This window comes from Syntrophus aciditrophicus SB, assembly GCF_000013405.1.
GTDB classification, from domain to species: domain Bacteria; phylum Desulfobacterota; class Syntrophia; order Syntrophales; family Syntrophaceae; genus Syntrophus; species Syntrophus aciditrophicus.
In genome coordinates, this window is sequence record NC_007759.1 from 1,989,723 (window position 1) to 2,009,101 (window position 19,379).

17 protein-coding genes are annotated in these 19,379 nt (G+C 50.8%); 9 read left to right on the top strand and 8 right to left on the bottom strand.

Annotation, left to right across the window (positions count from 1 at the left end; translation table 11 throughout):
• Positions 1 to 229 precede the first annotated feature (229 nt).
• Entirely contained in the window at positions 230 to 1,903 is a 1,674-nt protein-coding gene (locus SYN_RS09130) for a LysM peptidoglycan-binding domain-containing protein (protein WP_011417810.1), read from the top strand.
• Complete coding sequence (locus SYN_RS09135) at positions 1,900 to 2,877, top strand: tRNA 4-thiouridine(8) synthase ThiI (protein ID WP_202943546.1); 978 nt, start codon at positions 1,900 to 1,902, stop codon at positions 2,875 to 2,877. The genes SYN_RS09130 and SYN_RS09135 overlap by 4 nt, the downstream gene beginning before the upstream one ends.
• A 171-nt stretch (positions 2,878 to 3,048) precedes the next feature.
• On the opposite strand, the gene SYN_RS09140 is transcribed toward SYN_RS09135, so the two are convergent.
• Positions 3,049 to 4,578, bottom strand: coding sequence for a DUF4301 family protein (locus SYN_RS09140; protein WP_011417812.1), 1,530 nt, complete (start codon positions 4,576 to 4,578; stop codon positions 3,049 to 3,051).
• Positions 4,579 to 5,276: 698 nt separating this feature from the next.
• Here SYN_RS09140 and SYN_RS09145 point away from each other — a divergent pair.
• The 4 genes from SYN_RS09145 (at position 5,277) to SYN_RS09160 (ending at position 10,162) form a co-directional block, all read left to right on the top strand.
• Positions 5,277 to 6,128: a 3-hydroxyacyl-CoA dehydrogenase family protein gene (locus tag SYN_RS09145; protein ID WP_011417814.1), complete on the top strand. Its 852-nt coding sequence runs from the start codon at positions 5,277 to 5,279 to the stop codon at positions 6,126 to 6,128.
• Positions 6,129 to 6,149: 21 nt separating this feature from the next.
• Entirely contained in the window at positions 6,150 to 6,929 is a 780-nt protein-coding gene (locus tag SYN_RS09150) for an enoyl-CoA hydratase/isomerase family protein (RefSeq protein ID WP_041584930.1), read from the top strand.
• 393 nt (positions 6,930 to 7,322) lie between these two features.
• Positions 7,323 to 8,090: a GTP cyclohydrolase FolE2 gene (gene folE2, locus SYN_RS09155; protein WP_011417817.1), complete on the top strand. Its 768-nt coding sequence runs from the start codon at positions 7,323 to 7,325 to the stop codon at positions 8,088 to 8,090.
• Between the two features lie 5 nt (positions 8,091 to 8,095).
• Entirely contained in the window at positions 8,096 to 10,162 is a 2,067-nt protein-coding gene (locus SYN_RS09160; RefSeq protein ID WP_041584931.1) for an NAD(+) synthase, read from the top strand.
• 294 nt (positions 10,163 to 10,456) lie between these two features.
• On the opposite strand, the gene SYN_RS09170 is transcribed toward SYN_RS09160, so the two are convergent.
• From SYN_RS09170 to SYN_RS09190, 5 genes are all read right to left on the bottom strand, one after another.
• A complete protein-coding gene (locus tag SYN_RS09170) occupies positions 10,457 to 10,867 on the bottom strand; it encodes a YajD family HNH nuclease (RefSeq protein ID WP_083756528.1) in 411 nt (136 codons plus the stop codon).
• 303 nt (positions 10,868 to 11,170) lie between these two features.
• Positions 11,171 to 11,569 (bottom strand): hypothetical protein, encoded by a 399-nt coding sequence (locus tag SYN_RS09175; RefSeq protein ID WP_011417821.1) that lies wholly within the window; start codon positions 11,567 to 11,569, stop codon positions 11,171 to 11,173.
• Positions 11,570 to 11,601: 32 nt separating this feature from the next.
• Entirely contained in the window at positions 11,602 to 12,012 is a 411-nt protein-coding gene (locus SYN_RS09180) for a YtxH domain-containing protein (protein ID WP_011417822.1), read from the bottom strand.
• 305 nt (positions 12,013 to 12,317) lie between these two features.
• On the bottom strand, positions 12,318 to 12,560 hold the full coding sequence (locus SYN_RS09185; RefSeq protein WP_041584933.1) for a hypothetical protein: 243 nt from the start codon (positions 12,558 to 12,560) through the stop codon (positions 12,318 to 12,320).
• Positions 12,561 to 12,613: 53 nt separating this feature from the next.
• Complete coding sequence (locus SYN_RS09190; protein WP_011417823.1) at positions 12,614 to 12,856, bottom strand: hypothetical protein; 243 nt, start codon at positions 12,854 to 12,856, stop codon at positions 12,614 to 12,616.
• Between the two features lie 158 nt (positions 12,857 to 13,014).
• Between SYN_RS09190 and SYN_RS09195 the strand changes: the two genes are divergently transcribed.
• The 3 genes from SYN_RS09195 to SYN_RS09205 all read left to right on the top strand — a co-directional run bounded on the left by SYN_RS09195 (position 13,015) and on the right by SYN_RS09205 (position 16,495).
• On the top strand, positions 13,015 to 14,691 hold the full coding sequence (locus SYN_RS09195; RefSeq protein WP_011417824.1) for a hydantoinase/oxoprolinase family protein: 1,677 nt from the start codon (positions 13,015 to 13,017) through the stop codon (positions 14,689 to 14,691).
• On the top strand, positions 14,688 to 15,998 hold the full coding sequence (locus tag SYN_RS09200; RefSeq protein ID WP_011417825.1) for a histone deacetylase family protein: 1,311 nt from the start codon (positions 14,688 to 14,690) through the stop codon (positions 15,996 to 15,998). Before SYN_RS09195 ends, SYN_RS09200 begins: the two co-directional genes overlap by 4 nt.
• An 86-nt stretch (positions 15,999 to 16,084) precedes the next feature.
• A complete protein-coding gene (locus SYN_RS09205; RefSeq protein ID WP_041585599.1) occupies positions 16,085 to 16,495 on the top strand; it encodes a carboxymuconolactone decarboxylase family protein in 411 nt (136 codons plus the stop codon).
• A 247-nt stretch (positions 16,496 to 16,742) separates the two neighbouring features.
• Here SYN_RS09205 and SYN_RS09210 read toward each other — a convergent pair whose 3' ends face one another.
• Positions 16,743 to 18,311 carry a methylenetetrahydrofolate reductase C-terminal domain-containing protein gene (locus SYN_RS09210; RefSeq protein ID WP_041584934.1) on the bottom strand — a complete coding sequence of 523 codons (1,569 nt, stop codon included), beginning with the start codon at positions 18,309 to 18,311 and terminating at the stop codon, positions 16,743 to 16,745.
• A 32-nt stretch (positions 18,312 to 18,343) separates the two neighbouring features.
• Positions 18,344 to 19,225, bottom strand: a complete 882-nt coding sequence (locus tag SYN_RS09215) for a bifunctional 5,10-methylenetetrahydrofolate dehydrogenase/5,10-methenyltetrahydrofolate cyclohydrolase (protein ID WP_041584935.1) — start codon at positions 19,223 to 19,225, stop codon at positions 18,344 to 18,346.
• Positions 19,226 to 19,379: the final 154 nt, after the last annotated feature.

Below are 19,379 nucleotides of genomic sequence, written 5' to 3' on the forward strand. Positions count from 1 at the left end.
ATCCCCAGCCATATGATCCCAGCTGTTGAATATAAGCTTAGAAAATTCCTCAATCTGCCGTCAGTTTCCCTATAACATTTAAATAAATCTTGCAAACAAGAAGTTATGGACTCCATGGCTTCTGAAATTGACTTTTCCCGGTGTTTTCGATATGTACCTGCACTGTCTTGAATTTCACGATCGATGCCGCCAGCGCGGATGTTCTTCGATCGCCGGTTGAGGGTCATTCATGAAAAAGTCTTGCTCATTTTTGTGGTTTTTTTCCGTCTGGACGGTTCTGACACTATTCCCCCTCTCCAGATCCGAAGCAAGGGAAGACACGGCTCATCTGAATCTCCGGAAAACCGCGATTTATGGGGGAAACGTGGAAAAATACGTTGTCCAGCGGGGAGACAGCATCGACAAAATTGCTCAAAAATTTATCGGCAAATCTTCCCGTCGTTATTTGGTGATTAAACAACTGAATCCACAGCTGAAAAATCTCAACCGGATATATCCCGGGCAGCCCCTTGTTCTTCCTGGCAGGGTATCCGCTGAAAAAGAAGCGGTCTCATCGGCATCCCCTACGGAGGAGAAGGTTGTCTCCTACCAGGTAAAGAAGGGTGATTCCGTCACCCGGATTCTAAAGCGGCAACTCCACGTTAAAATGGTGGATTTACCTGAGGCCCTGAGGTTGGTCCAGCAGCTGAATCCTGGGATTTCTGACTTGAACCGCATCCGGACCGGGCAGACAATCCTGCTTCCCGCCGCCGATGTGATCAATTCCCCCCCCGGAATTGCTTCTCCGGAAAATCCTGAGAGCAACTCTTCGAAGATAGAGACTGAACGGAAACTCCTTGTTCCCCCCCAAAAAGAGATGAACCTTTTACGCCAACTGATCAGCAGAAGCCATGGGACGCTGATCAGCAGAGGCAACTACTTTATCCCCCTGCCGGAAACGGGACGGATGACTCTCGACTGCAGCGCCATGCCGATTGTCGAGTTTGACGACGGCAGCACCGTTGTGCTGGATTTCGCGGACCGCGTACCGGCATCCCTGCAGAAACTCATTGAAATGAACTGGAAGAATTATCACATCGTCAAAGTCCGCTCTTCCTGGGACATATTTTTGATCTTTCAGTCGGCGATCAATGCCTCGGCTTCTTACACGGCTTCAAAATGTCTTAACCCTCTCATGCTGGAGAAAAAACCGCAGGTCATGATCGACCTCGACTGGCTTGTGACAAAGAAAAAACCTGTAGAAAACAAACCCCGTTTTCACGGCATCATCCTGGCCTCCGACAAATCGCAACTGCTTCCCGCGCGTTTCCATCAGTACGCATGGCGGAGTGGATACGAACTGACCCAGATCCTGAACGGGGAAGTTTCCTACAATTCCTCTGCGACTCAAAGCTCTCCCGTTTTTGAAGTACCATCCCTTGCGGCGGACAATCCAATGGACTTTACCTTTAACCTGCTGGTCCAACTGGGTTACTCCCCTCTGAAAAACCAGGAAGTGGAACTTTTCGACAAAGCCGGTGATGGCTTCCATCTTTCCGTAAAAGCGGATATCCTGTTGAGGACAGCTGAGCGGGAGCTCCTGATTTCCTCAAAGAAACTGTCGAAAGAGCTTGTTGAGATTCTCTCCCGGCGGCAAAAAGAGGTTGTTATCATCGACAGTGCACTCTCCAGAAACGAAGTCCTCAGTCGGATAATGTCAGTGCTTCACACCCCTTTTTCATCCGGTCAATATAAATTCTCTATCGCAGCAAAGGACGGCAGCAAGGCAATATTGACCATTTCCCTGCCGGCCTTCAGAATTGACCGCCAGACCGGCCCTCTCTATCTGATTGATTATGATCTGGATGGAAATCTTTACACCCTGCTGCATGAGACGTGGAAACTGGAGATTGCGAGATATTGAAAGTAAAAGGAATTGCCGTATTTTCCGGAGGGCTTGACAGCATTATTGCCGTAAAGGTCATTCAGGACCAGGGAATCGAGGTTGTCGGCCTTACCTTTGAGACTCCGTTTTTCAGTTCCCGCAAGGCCCGCGACGCCGCCCGGAAAATCGGTCTGCCGCTGAAGGTCCTGGATATCACGGAAGAACATCTGAAAATGTTGATGAATCCCCGATACGGCTATGGGAAAAATCTGAATCCCTGCATCGATTGCCACACCCTGATGCTGAAAATCGCCGGGGACAAGATGAGCGAGTTGGGCGCAGACTTTATCTTTACCGGAGAGGTTCTGGGGCAGCGTCCCATGTCCCAGGGGAAACAGATGCTCGGTGTTGTCGCGAAAAATTCCGGTTACGCCGATTACATCCTCAGGCCGTTATCGGCAAAGCTTCTCCCCGAGACAAAACCGGAAAGAGAAGGCAAGATCAACCGGGAGATGCTGCTGGACATTCAGGGTCGGGGAAGAAAAATACAGATCAGCCTGGCCGAACACTACGGCATATCCGATTATGCCCCTCCGGCAGGGGGCTGTCTTCTTACAGATCCGATGTTCACCAAAAGGCTCAGGGATCTCTTCGACCATAAAAAGGATTTTACGATCCGGGACATTGAACTTTTGAAATTCGGCCGGCATTTCCGGCTGGATGAAAAAACGAAGATCGTCGTTGGAAGAAACCGCGTTGACAACGAAGCGATTCAAAGGCTTACTGAAACGCGGGACATCACGGTTTACACGGTTTCATTCCGTGGTCCGACCGTCCTGATCCCCGATGGCGGAAACGCCGAAGTGCAGCAGTCTGCCGCCGCCCTTTGCGCCAGATACAGCGATGCCCCCAGGGATGAAAACGTGGCAGTAAACTGCGTCAGCGGCAACCAATCCTGGGAGATAGTCGTCACAGCGGCATCTCAGGAGAATATTTCCCGCTGGATGATCTGAAATTTAATCCGCTGCTCTTCTCGGATATTATTCTTTCAAGCTGATTCCCGACTCAAGATGATTTCGCGGCTGAGAAGGCCCCGGTTACGCTGGCGGCACATAAGTTTATCAACGACCGTCGAGGCGCTCACGACGAACCCGCATGAATTGCGTCTTGATAAGAATTTGGAATCACTGGTGTTGTGGTCTCAGGAGATCACCGACCGTCTTGACGGGATTGAAAGTTTCAAGGGGGATTTCAACCAGTACGGTATTCCAGTTGGCCATGGCGCCGTTCCATAAGCCCGGCAATTCCAGAGCCTGCAGATCCCTCCCCTTTTCCGTTTTTCTCGCAATGGAAATTGCCCTGGAGTTGACGAACCGCTTCAAGTCATATTTCCGCGACTGATAATCCCGAACGCCACAGACGAGATCCACCGGGTTAAAATGAGTTGCTGCCTTCCACAGGGAACGCTGCTGTTCGGATTTTCCGTCAATCTGTATTTCTTCGACAATCTGAATGGACAGCAAGCCGCTTTCATCCTCCACCCAGAAGGGACCGCCACCCGGTTCACCCACGTTCCGGACGACCCCGCAAACCCGGAGGGGACGGTCAAGTTTGCTGAGAACCCGCTCACACCGTTCCGCCAGAGAACATTCAGAAAAACAGGCAGGGAATGAAACGGACAGCTCCCTTTCGCAGAATTCGACGATTTCTGCCAGTTTCTCCTCACTGACTTCGCCTACGGCAAGCAGGGCCGCATAATCAAAGATGTCTTTCTGAAGCTTGACCAGATACCCGCCCAGGATCTTTTTGTAAAGAATCGTCACCGGCTTCAGAGAATCGGGGACAACATTATCGATGTTCTTGATAAATACGATATCACCGTTCAACTGGTTCAGGTTTTCCAGCAGGGCTCCATGACCTCCGGGTCGGAATACGAGGGAACCATCTTCGTTGCGGAAAGGCGCTCCGTTCAGATCGACGGCCAGCGTATTGGTATAGGCATGCTGGACGGAAAGGGACAGATCGAAAGACACCTTCAGGCGCTTTTCATAGGTCTCGATGATCTGTTTTAAAAAAGCGGCAACCGCCTTTTCATGTTCTGTTGAAACCGTAAAATGGACGCGGCATTTTCCCGCGACATCCTTGACATAAAGCGCCGCTTCCACAAGATGTTCTTCAATGGCTGCCCGCGCACCTTCCGGAGATCGATGAAACTTCAAAAGCGCTTTGGGAAGTTCCCCGTAAGCCAGTCCTGCCGGCGTCAATACATAAGACAGAATATCGCTGATTTTTCCGTCTCCCATGAGTTCTTCGAGGTTCTGTCCACTTTCGGAAACCACAGCCTGCAAGTCCTCAAAAAAGGCATATTTTTTCAGATCACTCAAAAAATCCACCTTCTGATCCGGATTCTCGAGTCCTCCGGCCTCCATGATGCGATACCAGTCCTTGAACATGCGGCTGGCCGCCCCCGAAGCAGGAACGAACTTGATCATCCGGCCGGCCTGTGCTCCCTGATCATGGAGTTCAGCCAGGGCTTTACCCTCGTCCTCTTCAATCTTCCGGATCCCGTCGTTGAGTGTGCAGGGACGGTTCAATTTCAGAGGGACAGCCCCCTCTCTGAAAATCTGAATCTGTTCCATAACCTGTTCAACAGACAATCCCATAGAAGCAATCTGTTCTTTATCATTTTGAGAAAACACGTTTTCTGATGTCATCTTCCAAATTCCTTATGTGAGTTCATGAGCTGCCGATTACATAATGTTTGATTTCCGTGTTTGACTACAAGCCTGCTGAAGTCGTTCCCAGACCCCGCTCTCGCTTTTTCCATTTAAAAAAGTCCAGTTACGAGCCTGCGCGGAATCCATTTCCTTGATCCGTTATCCATGACGATTATTCAGACTGCCTGTAACACACATTAAAAATCCGGATTTCATGATCCGGATTTTTTCTTTCTGTTTTTATGCACCTTGTCCGGCACAAACCTCTTTTTTTCTCGCAGCAACCGGGCGATGTCTTTCTGTCGCCGATTAACCCGCTCCCTTGACACAACCTTCCTCCCTTACATCCCTGAACCTTTTTGAATCTTTTAAGGAGAGAAACGGGTTTCCGTTCCGGGATTCGTTTCCGTTTCTCATACCCGGAGTCTTATTATCCGAGGATATCCCCATGCATTTGACTCCGTCAAATCGGATAGAACCTCTTCATCGTCTCTCTTCAAATTTCCTTGAAATATATACCAAAATATCGGTCATATTTACACTCCTTTCTGTATCCTGAAAGACACTCTATTATGTGCCTGCCTTCTTTGCTCTTCGCGTCATCCCGCGCCGATTTTCGGATAAAAGCCTTGACAGCGTCATTTCTATAAATGTATAAACCCGTTAAAATATCAGCTTAGAGGAGGATTATACAGATGCAGGTGAAAAAACTGGGTGTTCTTGGCGCAGGCGCCATGGGCGCGGGTATTGCCCATTTAGCTGCTCAACGAGGCATTGAAGTTGTTCTTTGTGATATTGATATGAAATTTGTCGATGGCGGTGTTGCTCGGATGGAAAAGCTGATGGCCGGCTCCATCAAAAAAGGGAAAATGACCGAAGACGAAGCAAAGGCCGTTCTCGGAAGAATAAAGAAAACCGTACAGATGGAAGACTTTGCCGACTGCGATTTCATCGTTGAGGCCATTATCGAAAACCTGAAAATCAAGCAGGATGCCTTTTCAAAACTGGATACGATTACACGGCCTGAAGTCATTCTGGCCTCGAATACCTCATCCATGTCCCTGACTGAAATCGCCGCCGCCACGAAACGGCCGGAAAAGGTCGTCGGCATGCATTTCTTCAATCCTCCCCAGGTCATGAAACTCGTTGAAATCATCAGAGGTTATTATACTTCCGACGAAACCTTCAAGGCGACGGAGGAATTTTCCAAGCAGCTGGGCAAGATCACCGTAGAAATCAAAAAGGATGCCCCGGGCTTTGTCGTCAACAGAGTCATGATGGCCTCTGCCATGGAAGCCATGAAGCTCTACGAAGAAGGCGTCGCCAGTATGGAAGATATCGATCAGGCCGTCAAGCTGGGTCTGAACGCTCCCATGGGACCTTTTGAATTGATGGATTTTGTCGGCATCGATATCAACAAATCAATCCTTGACTATTTAGCCGATGAAACAATGGACGTCCGCTGGAATCCCCCTCTATCCATCAAACTGCTGCTGAAATCAGGCAGGCTGGGTCGCAAAAACGGCGCCGGCTGGTACAAGTACTAAGTGACAGGGGGACAAAATCTCATGGCATATGAAACGATACTCCTCAAAATCGAGGGTAATATTGCAACGATAACGATCAATCGCCCCCCCATGAATCCCCTGAACAGCGGAGTTTTCCGGGATGTCATTGCGGCCACTCGAGAAATCGAAGCCGACGATAATGTCAAGGTCATCATTCTGGACAGCACCGGAGACAAGGCTTTCGCCGCCGGCGCCGACGTCAAGGAAATGGTTAATTTGACGCCGGTCGAGATCTACGATTTCAGCCTGAACTTCCGCAAGGCCTGTGAATGTTTTGCAGCCAATCCGCTTCCTACGATTGCCGTCATCAAGGGATTCGCCCTTGGAGGCGGCTGCGAAATGGCCATGGCCTGTGACCTTAGAATCGCTGCCGACAACGCAAAATTCGGTCAGCCGGAAATTAATCTGGGTGTGACTCCCGGAGCGGGCGGTACGCAGAGGTTGACCCGTCTGGTCGGCGCTGCCCGGGCCAAGGAGCTGATCCTTACGGGCGACATGATCGACGCGGCAACAGCGGAGAGAATCGGCCTCGTAAATAAAGTCGTGCCTCTGGCGGAACTGGATGCCGCTGTGGCCGCCCTGGCGGAGAAACTGGCGTCCAAACCGAAAGTCAGCCTGAAACTGTGCAAATCCGCGATCAACACGGCAGAGGATGTCGACATCAGCAGCGGTATCGCCTTTGAAGTTCTGACGTTCTCCCTTGCCAATGCATCTGCTGACAAGCTGGAGGGAATGAAGGCGCTTCTTGAAAAGCGTAAAGCGAATTTTCAAGACAAGTAGGCTTCTATTCCTTAAAAGACGATTCGGAAGGGAAGCCTGATCTGGAAACCGGATTTCTCCCTGAAATTCAACATCCTGGAAATTTCAGCGTATCTGTTTATGGACACGCTGAAATTTCCAGCAATGATACCCTTCACGGCAATTCTGCTCGCTTCGTTACCCCTGCGGCTGGATCCTCCCTCTGATCCACAGATTAAAAGAGTTCCCGCATTCCTTTCCGGAAACCCTTCTTTGCTTTCTGTTTTCGATTTTCCGTTGTAATATCTTTCTATTTATCATATGGTGCGGGGTCATCTTATAATGTATAAGAGCTTTCATCATAAGCTACAGAAAATGGTTATGCGTATATTCTCTCATGAAAGAAGACATCAACATTCCGCATGAAATAAGACTATGATCGATATTCAAAATCTGGAAGACCACAGAAAAATCAACATCCAGAAAGTCGGAGTCAAAGGCATCAATTATCCCATCGTTGTTCTGGATAAAGCAAAGGGCACGCAGCACGTGAACGCTTCCATAAACATGTACGTCGATCTGCCGCATCATTTCAAGGGAACGCACATGAGCCGCTTTATCGAAGTCCTCAATGAGTTTCGGGGAGAAATCAACATCCGAACATTTCATACCATCCTGGAAAAAGTCAGGGATAAACTCAAAGCAGAATCGGCACACATGGAAATCACGTTCCCATATTTCATCGAAAAAACAGCCCCGGTTTCCGGAGCAAAAAGTCTGATGGACTACATTTGTGCTTTCAGCGGCATGAATGCCGAAAACAAAAAAGATTTTCTCGTGGGCGTTGTGGTTCCGGTCACAACCGTCTGTCCCTGCTCCAAGGAAATCAGCTGCATGGGCGCCCACAATCAGCGGAGTCATGTGACGGTCAAAGTCCGATTCAAAAAGTTCTTCTGGCTGGAGGACATCATCCGGCTCGTGGAAACATCAGCCAGCGGCGAGGTCTATTCCCTTCTCAAGCGCGTGGATGAAAAATACGTGACGGAACAGGGCTATGCGAATCCCATGTTTGTGGAGGATGTGGTCAGAAACGTCGCGGAACGTCTCAATGAAAATTCCAATCTCACCTGGTACAGCGTTGAAGCGGAAAACTTTGAAAGCATTCATAATCATAATGCCTATGCCTACGTGGAAAAAGAGTGAAGCCTATGCCTTCCGATCCTGTAAATTTCTTTAATATATACTCCCACGGCTTCATCAGGACGGCGATCTGCATTCCGGATGTCCGCGTCGCCGATACGGAGTTCAACGCGGAAAAAACCATCTCGATGGCAAAGGAAGCGGCCGCCGGCAAGGCAGTCTTCGCTCTGTTCCCGGAATTGAATCTCTCGGCTTACTCCAATGAAGATCTTTTTCATCAGGACGCTCTGCAGGAGAATGTTTATGACGCCCTCTTCAAGGTCGCCCGTGAGACGGCTTCCCTGAACCTGATTCTCATTGTCGGCGCTCCCATCCGGGTGGACTGCCGCCTTTACAACTGCGGGGTAATCCTTTATCAGGGCCGTATCCTTGGCATCGCCGTCAAATCCTATCTTCCCAATTACCGGGAATTTTATGAAGCCAGACAGTTCAGCCCGGCAGACCAGGCGATCGCCACATCCATTGACCTCGGTACTCAGAATGACATCCCTTTCGGGGCCAATCTGATCTTTGAAGTAAAGAACATCAAAAATTTCAAATTTTTCATTGAGATATGCGAAGATGTGTGGGTTCCCATACCGCCGTCCAGCTTTGCGGCCATGGCTGGGGCAACGGTTATCGCCAATCTGTCGGCATCGAACATAACGGTAGGAAAGTCGGAATATCGTCACAGCCTTACGGCAAATCAGTCGGCCCGGTGCGTTTCGGCTTATCTTTACGCCGCCGCCGGTCCCGGCGAATCCACCACAGATCTCGCCTGGGACGGGCATGCCATGATTTATGAAAACGGCAACCTGCTTTCTGAATCACAACGGTTCTCCCGCGTTCCTCAGATTATTTTTGCGGACGTCGATCTGGACCGGCTGGCTCAGGATCGAATGCGCCTGACGACCTTCGGGTTGAATGCCCGCACCCATAAGGATATCCTCTGCCGGTTTCGCAGGATCGCCTTCGATATTGCTCCCGTATCAGGAAAGATTTTCCTGATACGGCAGTATCCCCGTTTTCCCTACATCCCGGCTGACCCCAGCAAACGGGACCAGCGTTGCTATGAGTCATACAATATCCAGGTTCAGGGATTGTCAAAGCGCCTCGAATCCACGGGCATAAAAAATGTCGTGATCGGCATCTCCGGAGGGCTGGATTCAACCCATGCCCTCATCGTCGCCGCAAAGACGATGGATCTTCTCGGATATCCAAGATCCTGCATTAAGGCCTACACCATGCCCGGTTTTGCGACAACGGACAAAACCTACACCAATTCTCTCCGGCTTATGAAAGCCCTGGAAGTGGAAGCCAACGAAATCGACATCCGACCCAGTTGCATCCAGATGCTGAAAGATATCGGTCATCCGTTTGCTGAAGGGAAGAAGCTTTACGACATCACTTTTGAAAATATTCAGGCGGGGGAACGGACCTCCCACCTTTTCCGGATCGCCAATATGAGGAACGCCCTGGTGCTCGGCACGGGAGATTTGAGCGAACTGGCCCTCGGCTGGTGCACCTATGGCGTCGGCGATCACATGTCGCACTACAGCGTAAACGCGAGCGTACCCAAAACCCTCATTCAGCATCTGATTCGGTGGGTGGCGCAGTCGAATCAATTTTCTCCGGAAACTTCGGAAACTCTTATTGATATTCTGGAGACAGAAATCAGTCCCGAGCTCGTTCCCGGTGAAGAAAATCAGCAGCCAGCCCAGAAAACGGAATTGATTATCGGTCCATACGAACTTCAGGACTTCAACAATTTCTACACGACGCGCTTCGGTTATCTGCCGACCAAAATCGCCTTTATAGCCTATTGTACCTGGAGGAATAAAAAAGAAGGCATATGGCCTGATCTCCCGGAAGAAAAAAAACATGAATACACAATCGGCGAGATCAAGCACTGGCTGCAGATCTATCTTCTGCGATTCTTCAAGCTCAGCCAGTTCAAGCGCTCCTGCATACCCAACAGCCCGAAGGTGGGTTCCGGCGGCTCGCTTTCCCCAAGGGGTGATTACAGGGCCCCCAGTGACAGTGAAGCGACCGTCTGGCTCAAAAACGCCAAGCAGATTCCGGAAAGGGATGATTAAAAAAGAAAAGGGTTTCAGAATACGCCATGTTTAGAAGGATGAAGGATAACGGAAATTACATACAGGGAGAAGCTTACCGGGACTTTGAAGCTACGGAGCTTTATTGCCCTCACTGCAGGCGGGCGGTTCCCGTCAGGAAAAGGCTGCTGCTTATCCTGACCGATGGAGAAAAATACGATTATACTTGTATTTATTGCGGAACCTCGGTTGGAGAAAAAACGAGCACGACATCTGATAACTCGGCATTGATTCTGAAATAAGCTTCTGAGATTTCTTCGTATGATTTTTTGAGTCTCAGCGCTTTCTCTTTTTTTCCATGGCGTTCATCAATTTCTGTCCCAGGGCGCCAAGGTTTGCATCCCCCTTTTTTTCAGTCTTTTCATTTGAATAAACCAGGCCGACCTCCTTTTCTCCGTTTGATCCATTCAAATAATCCCCCAGGATTTCTCTGCTGTGAACATCCTCATGACAGTATACGCAGAGATTTTCCCAGTTGCTTCCGTCAGGCGGATTGTTATGGTGGTTGCCGTCTTTGTGATGAACAGTCAGCAGATGCCGGTTGGCCTCATCAAATTCTCTTCCGCACCGCGCACAGATAAGGCCATGGATGATTAATGACCGTTCTCGATAGTCTTCACCAAAGGGCCGTTGTGATTCCTGTTTCAATTCCCTGACGACGTCTTCCGGCTTTCTTGAGGAATTCATTTTGCTGCTGTTCGTCTTGACACGAACGCGTCCCCATTTACTGCCAAACGTTACCTTCGACATACGACCTTCTCTCCTGTTGCTCGAATTCCACATCAATGCACATTATTGCCGCATTTTTCGCAACTCCCCGGTCCCACACCGCCTCAGCCTTCATGCATCGTTATCATACCTGATCCGGGATCGGGATCATTTCTGCATTGTCTTGATAAACAAAAGAGGATTCATTCAGGCATTAAAGAAAAAGGCGGGTAAATATCTGACATCGCACCCGCCTTTCACCGACTTTGACCTTTCAACGCATCAACCCTGATTCCCGGGATTTCTGTTTAAGGCACGCCAGAAGGCATAAGCGCCTTTTGCCAGAGGTTTTGCATTGTGAACCAAGCGCGGCAAGGGACCACTCACCTTCGAACGCACGATCTGCTCAACATTCAAAACGGCATTCAGCATGGTATTTATCCTTTGAAAGGCAAAAGAGAGCTCATCAACACGCGCACCCACGAGCCTTGTCGCTCCGTTCACATTACCGCTGATCTCTTCCAGATTCCTCAAGATCAAAGGCAGTCTTTCGTTCAATGTACGAAGCGCCACAGCCATTTGCGCCGCTGCCCGCCAGAGCTGAATAAGTAAGGGAACCGCGAGAATAACCAACAGAAGAAGAAATCCCAGCAAAACATAAAGAATAGTCTCCTGATTCATGCAATCGCTCCGTTTTCATGAATACAGCACATTTAAGCCGATGGATTTTCTTTCTCATGCCGATACGCATCCAGCCCCGCATCAACAGCTTTTTTGAACCGGCTTGTTCCCTCCTGCAAGGTTTCTTTGCTTCGTTCCGCAAGCTCTGTCGCTGCCTGTTCAACATCAGCAGCCTTCTCCCCGGCTGCTCTCTTCACATCCGCAATAGCCTTAACTGCAGTTTCATACGCTTTTCTGCTCTTTTCCACAGCCTGATCATACTCATCCTTAGCCTTCGCCATCAAGTCCTCTGTTCTCCTTCCAATCTCCTCCCGTGTCTCTCTTCCGCTTTTAGGAGCACAGAGAATACCAATAAGAATGCCTGCCAACCCTCCGACGAGTAGCCCTGTAATGAAATCGTTATCCCTGTCGAACATGACTTCCTCCTTTTCTTCATTCTTCAATCCGCTTTGTAGTCCACTTTAACGATTCCTGAGACAGAAACTGTTCAGGGATCGACTCTACACATCAATATTTTTCTTATTTTTAGCACGAAACAGTTCTCTGGATCAAATTAATTTACAAATGATTTCAATGCAGAAAAAATACAATCATCGGATAGGGATGAATCGGCTACCAGAGAAACATTCAAACAGGCAGGGAAAATGGCAAGAAAATGACGGAGAAACTGGGCTCAAAAAACAAACCGGATACTTGAGATAAACCTCAAATATCCGGTCGGTTCTTTCCTTCATGATTTTCTATAAAATTACTTTGCCGGAGCTGGTGCCGGAGCTGCTTCCGGAGCGGGTGCCGGTGCAGGCGCTGCTTCGGGCGCTGCCGGGGCCGGAGCCGGAGCTGGCGCTGCGGGCTCTGCCGGGGCCGGGGCCGGGGCTTCCTGCTTTACAGCTTCCTCAGGCTTCTGCTCCTCAGCTTTCTTGCAACCAACGACTGCAAAGGATAACGTCACAAAGAAAAGCGCTGAAAACAGAACGGATAAAATCCTCTTCATTTAGGTATCACCTCCTTTCAGTTTTTTTCCAATCCTACTATCTTTCGATCATATTACTTTGCCGGTGCTGGTGCCGGAGCTGCTTCCGGAGCGGGTGCCGGTGCAGGCGCTGCCGGAGCCGGAGCCGCTTCAGGTGCTGGAGCAGGCGCTGCTGGCGCTACGGGAGCCGGGGCCGGGGCTTCCTGCTTTACAGCTTCCTCAGGCTTCTGCTCTTCAGCCTTCTTACAACCAACGACTGCAAAGGATAACGCTGCAAAGAAAACCGCCGTGATAACGAGCACTAATAGTTTCTTCATCGAATGTCACCTCCTTTCGATCATCTCCAACCACTAATCATTAAATATTCGAATGCATTTGAGACGGAAACATACGCCTTTTTTTTGCCTTGTCAAGACAAAAAATTACCAGTATATGAAATGAGTTATTTTTCATTACACAGGAGCGAGGTATCCCAATGATTCTCGGCATTGACGTTGGAGGAACGCATACGGACGCCGTTCTGATAGAATCCGGTCGGATTCGAAAAACGGCCAAAGTCACCACTTCTCCGGATCGCATCGTGGATTCACTATCCGGAATCGCACAAGACCTGCTGAAAGGCGAATCCCTTGAAAAAATCCAGCGCATTGTGCTCAGCACAACACTTTCCACCAACGCCATTGTACAGAACAAAGTGGATCCCGTCGGGCTTCTGGTCATCAGTGGCCCCGGTCTTTCTCCATCGCATTTTGAAATCGGAGGCAACACCCGTTTTCTGTCCGGCTATGTCAATCATCGCGGCATAGAAACGGCACCCATTGATCCGGCTGAAGTTACCCGATTTCATGAAGAGTTCCTGCGGAAGGGATTAAAACATGTCGGCATTGTCGGCAAATTTTCGACCCGCAACCCGAATCAGGAACTACAGGTAGAAAAGAGCATCCACAACGGTCTTGATCATGTTTCCTTAGGCCACCGGATGTCCGGCCATCTCAATTTCCCGAGACGCGTTGCCACGACCTATCTGAATGAAGCCGTCTGGGAGCGCTATTCATCTTTTGTCCGGCAGGTCATTTCTTTTTTTCAGGGATTGGGGCTTTCCGTTCCTGTTTACATTCTGAAAGCAGATGGCGGCACGTTTGAAATCCAACACTCCGTTGAGTTTCCGGTTTACACCATCCTGTCCGGACCTGCCGCCAGCATCATGGGCATTCTCAGCATGACGCCGGATAACAAAAATGATGCCATTGCCCTGGACATCGGCGGCACCACGACGGACATCGCCGTTTTTGCCGATGGCGTCCCCCTTCTCGAGGCTTTCGGGGTCACAATGGAAAATCACAAGACGCTGATCCGGGGGCTTCGTTCAAAGCCTGTGGGAATCGGCGGCGACAGTATGGTATATGTCAAAGACGGTCAAATTCTCATTGGGCCCGAACGAAAAGGCCCAGCCGCTGCCTTTGACGGACCCTGCCCGACCCCTACGGATGCCATGATTTTCCTTGGCTTGACCGACATCGGCAACCGTTCAAAGGCCGAAAAGGCCGTTCAGAGCATCGCTGAGATCATGGGGATTACGGTACAGGAAGCGGCAGAAATCATCTTTGAGAATACCTGCGAAAAAATTGCGCTCCATGTCCATTCTGTCATCGAAGAAATCAACAATCAGCCGGTCTATACCATCCATGAGCTCCTGGAAGGTAAAAAAATATCCCCCAAAATCCTTTATATTATCGGCGGGCCGGCGAAACCCATGTCCACCCGTCTGGGGCAACTGCTGGGATGTCCTGTCTGCGTCCCTTCCTACTATGAAGTGGCCAACGCCATCGGAACCGCCCTGGCCCGAACGACCGCCGAACTGACGATTCTCGCCGATACCGAACAGGGAACAATGACCATCGGCGAGGAAGGCATCCAGGAAAAGCTTCCCTCCCGCTTTACCAGAGAAGATGCCATTGAAACCGGCAGGCGCATGCTCAGGGAAAGAGCCCTGCGCCTCGGCGCGCGGGCGGAGGATCTGGAAATTGAAGTCATTGAAGATCAGGAATTCAACATGGTCAGAGATTTCTATATGACAGGGAAAAATATTCGCGTCAAACTGCAGGTCAAGCCCGGTCTTATTGCGGGGTTTAAAACAGGAGAATTGTCATGAAAAAAGCACGGAAAACCGGTTTGATTTTCTTCCCGGCTTTTGACTGGGCCATTTCGCCTACTCATCCGGAAAGAGAAGAACGCCTGCTCTATACCCAGGATCAGGTTTTTGAAGAAGGCCTTCTTGATCTGGAAAACATTATTGAGTATAAACCCTCCATCGCTTCCTACTCGGACATCAACCGCGTTCATTTCTGCGTTCCCGATGCCCGTGCCGTAACGACGGAGTCTCATCTGATTGCAGCCGGCGGGGCGATCACCGCAGCGGAGAAGGTCATGAACAAAGAGGTGGATAACGCCTTTGCCCTTGTCCGCCCTCCGGGACATCACGCCATGCTTGTCGTTCACGGAGCGAGAGGGTTCTGCAATGTCAACATGGAAGCCATCATGATCGAATACATCCGGCACCATTACGGTCACCGGCGGATTGCCGTCGTGGATACGGACTGCCACCATGGCGACGGCACCCAGGACATTTACTGGAACGATCCTGATACGCTGTGCATCTCCATCCATCAGGACGGTCGGACCCTGTACCCAGGTTCCGGCTTTCATGAAGAGTTCGGCGGGCCAAACGCCCTGGGAACCACCCTGAATATTCCCCTGCCTCCCAGAACCTCCGATGAGGGGTTTCTTCATGTCCTGGACAAGGCCATCCTGCCCATTCTTTCTGAATTCAAGCCGGATCTGATCATCAATTCGGCCGGTCAGGACAATCATTTTTCAGACCCGATCACGGACATGCGCTTCAGCGCACAAGGTTACGCCATACTGAACGATCGACTGTCCCCGGATATTGCCGTCCTGGAGGGCGGCTACTCTATCGAGAAGGCGCTTCCCTATGTCAATGTGGGCATCATCCTGGCGATGGCCGGTCTAGATTACAGTCATGTTCGAGAGCCGGAATACGACCCGTCGCGGTTCAGGCAGTCGGAGGAGATCTCCAGCCAGGTAGCACAGGAGGCGGAAGAGATTTATGAGCTCTGGTCGCGTCGGAATGAACTGCGGGAAAGGATGATCGGCGATGCAAAATATATGAAACGCCGAAAAGGGGTCTATTACGATACGGACGGCATCAGCGAACAGCAGGAAACGATCGTCCGGATATGCAGCGATTGCGGCGGCGTTGTAATGGTCAACTCCCGTTCTGATCTGGGAAACCATATCTTCGCCGTGACAATCCCCTGGAACGCCTGTCGTGAGTGCCGCCGCGAAGGCGAAAGCGCGTATGACAAGGCGCAGAAAAAAGACGGATATCAGCACATCTACCTTCAGGATAAGGACAGAGACCTGTACCTGGTTAAATGACCGGCCACACCGGCACATCGTTTCCGGAATCCCGGCAGTTTAAAGATCCGGAAAAGCAAACTCGGCAGAAAGGAGCAATTTTAACATTGGATGAGGAAGCGATCAGAAACAGAACACAGGAAACCGCGAAAAAACTCTTCGGCAAAGGGGTCAAGATGGATCCACCTTACCTGACATGGAAAGCTTTCGACCGTGAGCTGGCCAATGATTTCTCCATGTTTATCACGGGAAATCTGTACTCCCGTACGGTGCTGACCCTGCCGGAGCGGCAGATGGCCGCCTGCGCCATTTTAGGAGCAATTCGGGCGACGGACGAACTGAAGCTCCATGTGAATGCAGCTCTGAATGTGGGATGCGACCCCAGGAAACTGACAGAGATTTTCTTTCAGATGGCCCCCTACGCGGGCATGCCCGCTGTCAACGAGGCGCTTGCCGTCTTCCGGGAAGTTCTTGAAGAACGGGAAGAATGGCCAATTGCCCGGGAAACAGCCCCCTGAGCAAAGCATCCCCTCATACATCAGGAGGCGCGTCAATTCTTCAGCCTTCAACAACAGCTTCACGGAAAGGTCTTTTGATGGAGACGGCCAGGGGAGAAACAACTCGCCCTGACCGCCTTCATCAGCTCTTAAATGAAAGGTCCGCGGGCATGCTTTATCCGATCCATAGACGAACGGTCTGAAACGTTTTATCTTTCCCGGGACGAGTCGAGTTAACCCCATTGCCATCGTGGATCTTCTGGAAACCTTATCCGGGATTCCCCGGCTTGACGTTTTCTTTTCCAATTCCCAGGCGCCTTGACGTGTGATCCTTCCCCAGAAAATAATTCAACCAGGCCGAAGACGAATCCAGGTCCCAGTTGCAGGGCGGCACCTGAAGAGTTTCCAATCGGCTTTCCTGCCGATCGGCCTTCAACCGGGCATAAGCCTTGACGTAGATACACTTCCTCCGGTCAGGATAAACTTCACACCACCCCTGATGACTTCCCCCGCAGGGACCATTGCGCTGCTGTTTGGGACACTGGGACATGGGGCAGAGAAAGGCCGTATCGACCAGGGCGCAGTCGCCGCAGTCGCGACAACCATACAGCAGAGTCTTCAAAAGGTATTCCAGTTTGTGCAGCGGCTTTTCCAGCCGGGAATCCTTCACGGTCAGGGCGATCCGATGCATGAAAGCAAAGCCCTTCGTTCCCGGCTCAAAAAAACGGTTATGACAGAAAACGGAAAAACGGTACAGTCCTTTGCCGGATACATCAGGGGCGGGGCTGTCGACATCGACAGGAATTTCCTTATTCAAACCGCTGTCCGGGTCCTTTTGAAAATAATAGAAACCGCCGGGACGGGAATACTGAAATTCGGCAATCAGCGCCTGCCAGGAAGCGCTCAGTTCCTCGCCTTTTTCAATTACGGACTCTACCTGCTCACAGGTTACCAGGGGACCACCGATATGTGCTCCGCTGAACCCCAGTCCCTTTAACAGGGCATACATCTTCGCCGCCCGCAACAACCGCGCTTCCAGTCCTTTATCCGGCAGACCGCGCTCCCGATCCAGTTCCGCCAGAAGCTCGTCCGTCACGACACACCCCGGAATCCGGTTCTTTTTCATTGCCCTGGCCGCGCCATAGGTAAGGATAAAGATGTTGCCCACCAGGGGAACATCGAATCCCTTCATTTCCATATACTTCAGGATTTCGTGAAATTTTCGGACATCGTATCCGAGCTGGGTGACGATAAAGGAGGCGCCGGCGGTTATCTTTTTCCCGAGTTTATAGTATTGCCCGAGAAGTTCCGCCTCGGTTTCCTTGAAAGGAGATACAGCCGCCCCGGCAAAAAAATGACTGGGTTGAAGTGTTCCTGAACCTTTCGGCAGCGGATATTCCAGTCCGTTGTTCAGGTCCTGAATGAGCGCCAGAACATGAGTGGGATCCAGGTCAAAGACCGGCCGGGGACGCCCAAGGAAACCCGATACCGGGTAATCACCGGACATCACGAGGAGATTGCGCACCCCAGCCCTCTCCAGCGCATAGAGCTGGCTTTCAATCTGACAGCGGTTTTTGTCCTTGCAGGTAAAATGGACAAGCGGTTCAATTCCCAGCGCCTTGATTTCCTTCGCAAGGCAGTCCGCCATCAGGGCCGGAAATCCACCGGGACTGTCCGTCAGGGAAATCGCGGATATTTTTCCTCCCCGAACCGCTTTTTCAGCTTCAAGAATCACGGTTTCCTGAGCCTTTTCCCGAGCCCCCCGGCCGGGAACCAGTTCCCAGGTCACCGTCATGACGGCTGGATCCTTCAGAGACTTTTCATAAACATTTTCCAAATCCACTCTCCAACACAGGACAGCTCAACCGGTTACAGGCCGGCTGATAGACGGGCAGCCTTGAGCGTATTGACCATCAGCATGGTAATCGTCATCGGACCGACACCGCCGGGCACCGGTGTGATGGCTCCCGCTTTTTCCCGAACCGGTTCGAAATCCACATCCCCACAGAGTTTGGCCTTGCCGTCCGATGTCACTCCAACCCGATTTACGCCGACATCGATCACAACCGCTCCTTCCTTGACCATGTCCGCTGTAATTGCTTTCGGCTTGCCTGCAGCGACAATCAGGATGTCCGCCCGGCGGGTATGAACGCCGACATCCCGTGTGCCGGTATGGCAGACCGTTACGGTGGCATTGGCCCCTTTCTGTTTTTGAAGCAGCATGTTTGCAATGGGTTTGCCGACAATGTTCGAGCGCCCCACAACCACGACTTCAGCCCCATCGGTCTGGATTCCGGAACGGATCAGGAGCTGCTGAATGCCGGCTGGAGTGCAGGGAAGAAAGTCCGCCTGCCCGATCATGAGCTTACCGACATTGTAAGGGTGAAATCCGTCGACATCTTTTCCGGGATCGATGGCGTAGAGGATTTTCTGTTCGTCGATATGGGGCGGAAGAGGCAACTGCACCAGGATCCCATGAATCCGGGGGTCTTTGTTATATCGGGCAATCCGATCTAGGAGGAGGGATTCCGATACATGCCCGGGCTGACTGTCCTGGAGGGAATAGAAGCCCAGTTTACAGGCCGTTTTCTGTTTGGCCGTAACATAGCTCATGGAGGCGGGGTCCTGGCCGACCAGAATCGTCACCAGTCCCGGAACCACCCCATAGGCTTTCAGCCAGGCCGCCTCTTTCTTCAAATCTTCCCGGATTTCCTGGGCAATGTCACTGCCCCGAATGATTATCGCCGCCATATCTCCCTCCTCGATATTGTTTACCGCTGAAACGTCGCCGTTTAGAGTCTCAAAATACCTGTTGATTTGGAACAGTGATGAAGTGATGATCAAAAAAAGACGTCTAACAGTTCATGTTTTCAGAGTCAAGACCTATCTGGCTGAGTCCGGAATG

Bases quoted from the DNA above. Each gene is read 5' to 3' on its own strand.
- SYN_RS09150 (WP_041584930.1), top strand. From the start codon at position 6,150: ATGGCATATGAAACGATACTCCTCAAAATCGAGGGTAATATTGCAACG.
- SYN_RS09140 (WP_011417812.1), bottom strand. From the start codon at position 4,578: ATGACATCAGAAAACGTGTTTTCTCAAAATGATAAAGAACAGATTGCT.
- SYN_RS09215 (WP_041584935.1), bottom strand. From the start codon at position 19,225: ATGGCGGCGATAATCATTCGGGGCAGTGACATTGCCCAGGAAATCCGG.
- SYN_RS09190 (WP_011417823.1), bottom strand. From the start codon at position 12,856: ATGAAGAAACTATTAGTGCTCGTTATCACGGCGGTTTTCTTTGCAGCG.
- SYN_RS09130 (WP_011417810.1), top strand. From the start codon at position 230: ATGAAAAAGTCTTGCTCATTTTTGTGGTTTTTTTCCGTCTGGACGGTT.
- SYN_RS09200 (WP_011417825.1), top strand. From the start codon at position 14,688: ATGAAAAAAGCACGGAAAACCGGTTTGATTTTCTTCCCGGCTTTTGAC.
- SYN_RS09145 (WP_011417814.1), top strand. From the start codon at position 5,277: ATGCAGGTGAAAAAACTGGGTGTTCTTGGCGCAGGCGCCATGGGCGCG.
- folE2 (WP_011417817.1), top strand. From the start codon at position 7,323: ATGATCGATATTCAAAATCTGGAAGACCACAGAAAAATCAACATCCAG.
- SYN_RS09160 (WP_041584931.1), top strand. From the start codon at position 8,096: ATGCCTTCCGATCCTGTAAATTTCTTTAATATATACTCCCACGGCTTC.
- SYN_RS09175 (WP_011417821.1), bottom strand. From the start codon at position 11,569: ATGAATCAGGAGACTATTCTTTATGTTTTGCTGGGATTTCTTCTTCTG.
- SYN_RS09170 (WP_083756528.1), bottom strand. From the start codon at position 10,867: ATGAATTCCTCAAGAAAGCCGGAAGACGTCGTCAGGGAATTGAAACAG.
- SYN_RS09195 (WP_011417824.1), top strand. From the start codon at position 13,015: ATGATTCTCGGCATTGACGTTGGAGGAACGCATACGGACGCCGTTCTG.
- SYN_RS09185 (WP_041584933.1), bottom strand. From the start codon at position 12,560: ATGAAGAGGATTTTATCCGTTCTGTTTTCAGCGCTTTTCTTTGTGACG.